The sequence below is a fragment of the Bradyrhizobium nivariense genome, assembly GCF_029846695.2.
Lineage (GTDB): Bacteria > Pseudomonadota > Alphaproteobacteria > Rhizobiales > Xanthobacteraceae > Bradyrhizobium.
Map to the genome: position 1 here is coordinate 1 of NZ_JARWCR020000191.1, position 1,156 is coordinate 1,156.

Annotated in this window: 1 protein-coding gene; it reads left to right on the top strand. The window is 64.3% G+C overall.

Going from position 1 to position 1,156, the window contains the following annotated elements; genetic code table 11:
• Positions 1 to 1,023 (top strand): IS5 family transposase (locus QCM77_RS45885; protein ID WP_347882453.1); only part of this gene is annotated, 1,023 nt, incomplete at its 5' end.
• Positions 1,024 to 1,156 lie beyond the last annotated feature (133 nt).

A 1,156-nucleotide genomic window follows, 5' to 3' on the forward strand; every position in this document is an offset into this window, starting at 1 on the left:
GGGCTCGGGATGGCATATCGACAGGTTGGGCAACCGGGTTTCGCGGACGCGCTGGTGTCGCGGCGAGGGAAAGGGAGCCCGGTGCTGAGGCGGATTTGCGAGCTGGTCGACTGGGCGGCTGTAGAGCGCGTGCTGCGCGGTCTTCCGGAACCTGAGCGTGGCTCGCCGCCCTATCCACGGCTGGTGATGTTCAAGGCGCTGCTGCTGCAGCAATGGTATGGACTGTCCGATCCGGAACTGGAAGAAGCGCTCGATGACCGCGCCTCGTTCCGCGATTTCTGCGGCTTTGTGCTGAGCGACGAAACACCCGACCACACGACGATCTGGCGCTTCCGCGAGACTTTGCAGCGGGCCGGTCTGGACGAGAAGCTGTTCGCCGAGATCCTGTATCAGATCGACGCGCGCGGACTGGTGCTGCGCCGAGGCACATTGATCGACGCGAGTCTGATTCCGGCGGCAGTGAAGCCGCCGAAGCCACCGAAGGACCCGCTACCGCCCGGCCCGGACGGTCGTGAACCGAGCAAATTGGTCAACAGCGAGCGCGATGCGGATGCGCGATGGACCAAGAAGGGCGGCAAGCGGTACTTCGGCTATAAGGCCCATGTCGGCATCGATCAGGGTTCGGCAATCATCCGCCGCAGCAAGCTGACCGACGCTGCGGTCAACGATACGGTCCCGGCCGACGAGCTGATCTGCGGAGATGAAAAGGCGGTCTATGCTGATCAGGCCTATGACAAGCACGAGCGCCGTAGCGGGCTCGCTGCGCGGGGCATCAAACCGCGGCTGATGTTCCGGCCCAACAAGCATCACCCCCTGACCGAGCGGCAGAAGCGCTTCAACAATGCCGTGGGACGGCGGCGAGCCCCGGTTGAGCAGGTCTTCGCACGTCTCAAATGCGTCTACGGGTGGGCGCGCGCCCGCTATCTGGGATTGGCGCGCAATCAAACCCATCTGCACCTTCTCTGCCTCGCCATGAACCTCAAACGATGGGCGGTGCTGCGGCCCGTAGGGGCTGCGGCATGACTGCATCGCCCCGCCACCACCCCCATCGGCCGCGAAAACGGACCTGCCCACTTCGCGCCCGGCGCCTGAGGTCGTTCAAAAAAGCCCGAAATCGAACTTCACTCCCGCACAAGACATTGCGCAAAGCCCTCGC